The sequence below is a fragment of the Duncaniella muricolitica genome (assembly GCF_910574735.1).
Classification (GTDB): Bacteria; Bacteroidota; Bacteroidia; order Bacteroidales; family Muribaculaceae; genus Duncaniella; species Duncaniella muricolitica.
Genome location: NZ_CAJTCF010000122.1, coordinates 1 through 6,647 on the forward strand (window position 1 = coordinate 1; position 6,647 = coordinate 6,647).

At 50.9% G+C, this 6,647-nt stretch carries 6 protein-coding genes and 2 pseudogenes; all 8 read left to right on the forward strand.

The features are described from left to right. Window positions 1-20: 20 nt before the first annotated feature. Window positions 21-374 (forward strand): DUF3408 domain-containing protein, encoded by a 354-nt coding sequence (locus QGT73_RS16610; protein ID WP_280123174.1) that lies wholly within the window; start codon window positions 21-23, stop codon window positions 372-374. A 16-nt stretch (window positions 375-390) separates the two neighbouring features. Next, window positions 391-1,119, forward strand: a complete 729-nt coding sequence (locus QGT73_RS16615) for a hypothetical protein (RefSeq protein ID WP_004304280.1) — start codon at window positions 391-393, stop codon at window positions 1,117-1,119. A gap of 201 nt (window positions 1,120-1,320) precedes the next feature. After that, complete coding sequence (locus QGT73_RS16620; RefSeq protein WP_002560983.1) at window positions 1,321-1,638, forward strand: DUF4134 domain-containing protein; 318 nt, start codon at window positions 1,321-1,323, stop codon at window positions 1,636-1,638. Window positions 1,639-1,648: 10 nt separating this feature from the next. Continuing rightward, on the forward strand, window positions 1,649-1,981 hold the full coding sequence (locus tag QGT73_RS16625; RefSeq protein ID WP_004291514.1) for a DUF4133 domain-containing protein: 333 nt from the start codon (window positions 1,649-1,651) through the stop codon (window positions 1,979-1,981). Beyond that, window positions 1,978-4,482: a TraG family conjugative transposon ATPase gene (locus QGT73_RS16630; protein ID WP_004291515.1), complete on the forward strand. Its 2,505-nt coding sequence runs from the start codon at window positions 1,978-1,980 to the stop codon at window positions 4,480-4,482. The genes QGT73_RS16625 and QGT73_RS16630 overlap by 4 nt, the downstream gene beginning before the upstream one ends. A 40-nt stretch (window positions 4,483-4,522) precedes the next feature. Next, window positions 4,523-4,903 (forward strand): DUF3876 domain-containing protein, encoded by a 381-nt coding sequence (locus QGT73_RS16635; protein WP_004291516.1) that lies wholly within the window; start codon window positions 4,523-4,525, stop codon window positions 4,901-4,903. 23 nt (window positions 4,904-4,926) lie between these two features. After that, a pseudogene (locus QGT73_RS16640) lies at window positions 4,927-5,139 on the forward strand (DUF4141 domain-containing protein); the annotation flags it as partial. 565 nt (window positions 5,140-5,704) lie between these two features. Continuing rightward, a pseudogene (locus QGT73_RS16645) lies at window positions 5,705-6,541 on the forward strand (reverse transcriptase domain-containing protein); the annotation flags it as partial. Window positions 6,542-6,647: the final 106 nt, after the last annotated feature.

The window sequence follows — 6,647 nt, forward strand, 5'->3', positions numbered from 1 at the left end:
GACTTAATATGAATATGGATATGAATCAGGAAAAGAACCAGAAAAACAGAAATCCGCATCATGACGGCGGAAGTATGCTTGCCCAAGTGCAGGCGAGTGTGGAAATACTGTCGCCTGTCCCGGTAAGCGGCAAATGCAGTGAGAAGGACTATGAACGCCTGTTCATCCGCGACCCGGAAGTAAAGGCACGTGAGGGGAAGATGGCGTATGTGCGCCCGGAGTACCACGAGCGTATCATGCGTATCACCCGTGTAATCGGGCATGACCGGCTTACGCTGTCCGCTTACATCGACCATGTGCTGACGCACCACTTCAACCAGTGCGAAGATGCGATAAAGAGCCTTTATGCCCGAAATTACAATTCAGTATTCTAACCAAAAACGGAAGGATATGAATTACACAATCAGCATGACAGACATTCTGCTGGCGGTATCGGTCGGCTGCAACCTCTGGTTCCTGTTCCTGCTCCTTTACGAGCGCATCATGGACACGCGGATTGTCCGCTTCTTCAAGGGCATTGTCGGATTATGGCGGTCACTGGACGGGAATGAGGCTAAACGCATAGCGGCACACGAGGAAGTCCCTGCGGAAAAGGCGGACATCATCGGCAAGAGCCGTTTCAGGATGGCATCCACCCGGACAACCGCTGCCATACCGACGCAAGAAGCCGCCACTATTGAAAAAGGCATTGAGCTGTCGGAGGAAGAGGCTACTTTTGACGACGGAAAAACGGGAAACGCATCCCGCCCGGCACAAGTCCCGGAGGAAAAACTCGATGAGACCTTCACGAGCATACCGCCGGAGGAACTGGGATACGGGGACGACGAACCGGAAGAGGACGCCTCGGACACGCCACGGGCTTCGGGCAGCAGCTTTGACGAGATTGACGACGCCTGCAAGACCGCCAAAAACCCGGACGCGACACAGGCGGAACGTGAAAAGGCGGCTAAGGTGTTCACCGACATGGAGGGCACGGAGTTGTACGAGAAAATGATGGAAGGCTCTTCGGAGATAGGCATCCGCATCAAGGGGCTTATCGAGATTCGGCTGAAGAAATCTGAAAAGGAGTTCGTCGTGCCGGACAACATCGAGGAGTTCGACATTCGCAACTATGTATGACAACAATAAAAGAAATGAACATGAAAGAATGACATCAACCCACGCGGCGAGGAAACGCAAGGCGCATCCCCATCCGCAACGGACACGCCCACGTCCGTGGAAACAAACGGGCATCCACTAAAACCAAAGTAAAGAAACAAAGTATCAACCGCCCGACAAAGGACCATCCACCCTTTTGACGGCAAAAAACAAGAACAGTTTATGAACAAGAACATCTTGAAAAACAGAAAAGCAATCCTCTCCGCGGCACTTGTCATCGCCGCAACCGCCTCCGCTTTCGCGCAGGGAAACGGCATCGCGGGCATCAACGAAGCCACCTCTATGGTGAGTTCTTATTTCGACCCCGGAACTAAACTGATATACGCCATCGGTGCAGTCGTCGGGCTTATCGGGGGCGTAAAAGTGTACGGCAAGTTTTCATCGGGCGACCCCGACACCAGCAAGACAGCCGCCTCGTGGTTCGGCGCGTGCATCTTCCTGATTGTTGCCGCCACCATCCTGCGCTCATTCTTCCTTTAATAAATAATGTATGGCTGAATACCCAATCAACAAGGGTATCGGCCGTCCGGTAGAGTTCAAGGGCTTGAAGGCACAGTACCTCTTCATCTTCTGCGGAGGTCTGCTGGCTCTCTTCGTCCTGTTCGTCATCCTCTACATGGTCGGTATCGACCAGTGGATATGTATCGGCTTCGGCGCGGCATCGTCCTCCCTCCTTGTATGGCAGACCTTCGCGCTGAACGCCCGGTACGGTGAACACGGGCTGATGAAATTAGGAGCGGCACGGAGCCATCCCCGATACCTTATCAACCGGCGGCGGATAACCCGTCTGTTCAAACGACAACGAAAGGAAGAAAGACAATGAGGAATACATCGAAAATGACAACACTGGAAAACAGGTTCCCACTTTTAGCGGTGGAGCATGGCTGCATCATCTCAAAGGACGCCGACATCACGGTGGCTTTCGAGGTGGAACTACCGGAACTTTACACCGTGACGGGTGCGGAGTACGAGGCGATACACAGTTGCTGGTGCAAGGCTATCAAGGTGCTGCCGGACTACTCCGTCGTCCACAAACAGGACTGGTTCATCAAGGAACGCTACAAACCGGAGCTTCAGAAGGACGACATGAGCTTTTTAAGCCGCTCTTTCGAGCGTCACTTCAACGAGCGTCCGTACCTGAAACACACCTGCTACCTCTACCTGACCAAGACAACAAAGGAGCGTAACCGGATGCAGAGCAATTTCAGCACGCTGTGCCGGGGACATATCATCCCGAAGGAGCTGGACAGGGAAACCACGACCAAGTTCTTGGAAGCCTGCGAACAGTTCGAGCGCATCATGAACGACAGCGGGCTTGTCAGGCTGCGCCGCCTCTCCACCGATGAGATTGTGGGTACTGAGGGAAAGACGGGACTTATTGAACGCTACTTCTCGCTCATGCCGGAAGGTGACACCACCTTGCAGGACATCGAGCTTTCGGCAAGGGAGATGCGCATCGGCGACAACCGCCTGTGTCTGCACACCCTCTCCGACGCGGAAGACCTGCCGGGCAAGGTGGCTACCGACACCCGTTACGAGAAGCTCTCCACCGACCGGAGTGACTGCCGACTGTCATTCGCCTCCCCGGTGGGGCTTCTGCTCTCCTGCAACCATATCTACAACCAGTATGTGCTGATAGACAACAGTGAGGAAACCTTGCAGAAGTTCGAGAAGTCCGCCCGTAACATGCAGTCGCTATCTCGCTATTCAAGGAGCAACAGCATCAACCGCGAGTGGATAGACCAATACCTGAACGAAGCCCATTCCTACGGACTGACCTCGGTACGGGCACACTTCAACGTCATGGCGTGGAGCGACGATGCGGAGGAACTGAAGCATATCAAGAACGACGTGGGCAGCCAGTTGGCAAGCATGGAATGCGTGCCGCGCCACAACACCATCGACTGCCCGACACTCTACTGGGCGGCGATACCCGGCAATGCGGCGGACTTCCCGGCGGAAGAGAGTTTCCACACCTTCATCGAACAGGCGGTGTGCCTGTTCACAGAGGAAACCAACTACCGCAGCTCGCTCTCGCCCTTCGGCATCAAGATGGTGGACAGGCTCACGGGAAAACCGCTGCACCTTGACATCTCCGACCTGCCCATGAAGCGAGGTATCACGACCAACCGCAACAAGTTCGTGCTGGGTCCTTCGGGCAGCGGCAAGTCTTTCTTCATGAACCACCTCGTGCGCCAATATTATGAGCAAGGCGCACATGTGGTATTGGTGGACACGGGAAACTCCTATCAGGGCTTGTGCGGCATGATCCGACGCAAGACAGGCGGAGCGGACGGTGTGTATTTCACCTACACGGAAGATAAGCCCATCAGCTTCAACCCGTTCTACACCGACGATTACATCTTCGACGTGGAGAAGAAGGACAGCATCAAGACCCTGTTGCTGACGCTCTGGAAGTCGGAGGACGACAAGGTGACAAAGACGGAGAGCGGCGAGCTGGGCAGTGCCGTGAGTGCCTATATTGAGCGCATCCAATCCGACCGTAGCATCGTGCCGTCGTTCAACACCTTCTACGAGTATATGCGTGACGACTACCGCAAGGAACTGGCACAGCGTGACATCAAGGTGGAGAAGTCCGACTTCAACATCGACAACATGCTCACCACCATGCGGCAGTATTACCGGGGCGGGCGTTACGATTTCCTGCTCAACTCCACGGAGAACATCGACCTGCTCGGCAAGCGGTTCATCGTCTTCGAGATAGATTCGATTAAAGAAAACCGCGAACTGTTCCCCGTCGTGACCATCATCATCATGGAAGCCTTCATCAACAAGATGCGGCGGCTGAAAGGCGTGCGGAAACAGCTTATCGTGGAAGAGGCTTGGAAGGCCCTCTCATCGGCGAACATGGCTGAATATCTGCGCTATATGTATAAGACGGTCAGAAAATATTACGGCGAGGCAATCGTGGTGACGCAGGAGGTGGACGACATTATCAGTTCTCCGGTGGTCAAAGAGAGCATTATCAACAACTCGGATTGTAAAATCCTGCTTGACCAAAGGAAATATATGAACAAGTTCGACCAGATACAGGCGTTGCTCGGACTGACGGAAAAGGAGAAGTCGCAGATACTCTCCATCAACATGGCGAACAACCCTTCACGGCTCTACAAGGAGGTGTGGATAGGCTTGGGCGGCACGCAGTCGGCGGTCTATGCCACGGAGGTCAGCGCGGAAGAGTATCTGGCGTACACCACCGAGGAAACGGAAAAAGTGGAGGTTTACCGTCTGGCGGAGAAGCTGGGCGACGACATCGAAGCCGCCATCCGGCAGCTTGCCGAAAGGCGGAGAAACAAGGAATAACTAAAAAACAGAATGTATCAACCAAAAAAGAAAAACGCGTATGAATTTACCAAAAGTGAAAATGCTGCAAGTCAGCAAGTGCCTTATCGGATTGGCGGTCATGATGCTGCAATCCTGCGACGTGGCCGACAACCGCCGCGACATGCTGTGCGGGAACTGGGAGAGCGTGGAGGGAAAACCTGACGTGCTTATCTACAAGGAGGGCGAAGCCTACAAAGTGACGGTGTTCCGTCGTAGCGGTCTGCGCCGCAAGCTCAAGCCGGAAACCTATCTCTTGCAGGAGGAGAACGGCAACCTGTTCATGAACACCGGCTTCCGCATCGACGTGTCCTACAACGAGGCCACGGATGTGCTGACTTTCTCGCCAAACGGGGACTATGTGCGGGTGAAGCCGCAGCCGGGACATCCGACCGAAGAATAACAACCACTAAAATCCAAAGTAACATGAGAACAAGAATAACAATGATTATCTGCCTGTGCCTGCTTTTCGCGGGCAGGGCAAGCGCACAGTGGGTCGTAAGCGATCCGGGCAATCTAGCGCAGGGCATCATCAATGCCTCCAAAAACATCATCCATACCTCCAAGACCGCCACGAACATGGTGAGCAACTTTCAGGAGACGGTGAAAATCTATCAGCAGGGCAAGAAGTATTACGATGGTGCGCCCGTATAGGCGATATAATAAATGTAGCATTGGCAAGCTATTAGGTAAGTGTTCCAATATTTACCTATCATCACCAGCTTATCTGCCCACGAAAGGACGGCAGGGAGTATAGCACGCTGGAAAGCCATAAGTCAATTAGTTATCAAATTGCAACTGAATGGTGAGATGAAACAGATAGATACGAGGATAAAATCCAAACTGATTGAATGATAGTCCAAGTGAACCCAGTATGTTTTATAGTGAAAGATAACTTAACTCGCTATACCGTAATACCTCTGTTGCGAGCGTCGTGTAGTAGAGGCAGGAACAAATTACGGCACAACCGCAGTAAGCGGTAACGGGCGGAAGTCATATCCGACAATCTATCATAGCCATGTTATTATATCGTAAACGGGGATTGCCTAAATCGGAACGCCGCAAGGCTATTAGGTACAGACCTATGAAAATCCGACAAGGCAACGGAGCTTCCGTAGTAGTCTGAGCAGGGGAAAGCCCTGTACATGGCGAAGGGAAGCAGCTAATAATTTTAATGCAAATAACGGAAAATGTGAGAGACATTATGAGAAGTCCAGAGTATGTATTAAACAGTCTAACGGAACACAGTGAAAATTTGAATTACAAGTTTGAACGCTTGTACCGTATCTTTTTCAATGAGGAAATGTATTACGTTGCCTACCAACGCATATATGCGAAACCGGGCAATATGACAGCAGGTGCAGATGGGAAAACCATTGACCAAATGAGCCTGAACCGAATTGAACAACTGATAACATCGTTGAAAGATGAGAGTTATCAGCCCCAACCCTCAAAACGGATGTATATCCCAAAGAAAAATGGGAAAATGCGTCCATTAGGTGTACCAGCTTTTAATGATAAATTATTGCAGGAAGTGGTCAGAATGATATTGGAAGCCATCTATGAAAGACAGTTTGAAAAAACGTCACATGGCTTCCGACCTCTAAGAAGCTGCCACACTGCCTTGTCTGATATTCAGAAGACATTTTCGGGCGTGAAATGGTTCGTAGAAGGTGATATTAAGGGATTTTTCGACAATATCAATCATGAGATACTGATAGGTATTCTGAAAGAACGTATCGCTGACGAAAGATTTATTCGCTTGATTAGAAAATTTCTGAATGCAGGATATATCGAAGACTGGAACTTTCATAACTCCTACAGCGGAACACCGCAAGGCGGAATTGTCAGCCCTATCTTGGCAAACATATACCTTGATAAGTTGGATAAATTCATGAAGGAATACACTGAAAAATTTGATAAGGGGAAAGAACGGAAAAGAACTAAACAGGTAGTATCACTTGAAGGCAAACGACACCGTATTCTGAAAAAGTTGAAAGTGGTAAAAGACGAAAGTGAAAGGTCAGAATTGATAAGACAATGAAGTCATCTTGACTTTTTGAGTCTGTTAATGTGTTTAAGAAATATCACATGGAATGCCAGGAGATTCCACCCTTTCCAGCTGGAAACCGTTTTATCGAAACGAT

Coding starts and splice junctions, on each gene's coding strand:
- QGT73_RS16610 (WP_280123174.1), top strand. CDS start 21: ATGAATCAGGAAAAGAACCAGAAAAACAGAAATCCGCATCATGACGGC.
- QGT73_RS16615 (WP_004304280.1), top strand. CDS start 391: ATGAATTACACAATCAGCATGACAGACATTCTGCTGGCGGTATCGGTC.
- QGT73_RS16620 (WP_002560983.1), top strand. CDS start 1,321: ATGAACAAGAACATCTTGAAAAACAGAAAAGCAATCCTCTCCGCGGCA.
- QGT73_RS16625 (WP_004291514.1), top strand. CDS start 1,649: ATGGCTGAATACCCAATCAACAAGGGTATCGGCCGTCCGGTAGAGTTC.
- QGT73_RS16630 (WP_004291515.1), top strand. CDS start 1,978: ATGAGGAATACATCGAAAATGACAACACTGGAAAACAGGTTCCCACTT.
- QGT73_RS16635 (WP_004291516.1), top strand. CDS start 4,523: ATGAATTTACCAAAAGTGAAAATGCTGCAAGTCAGCAAGTGCCTTATC.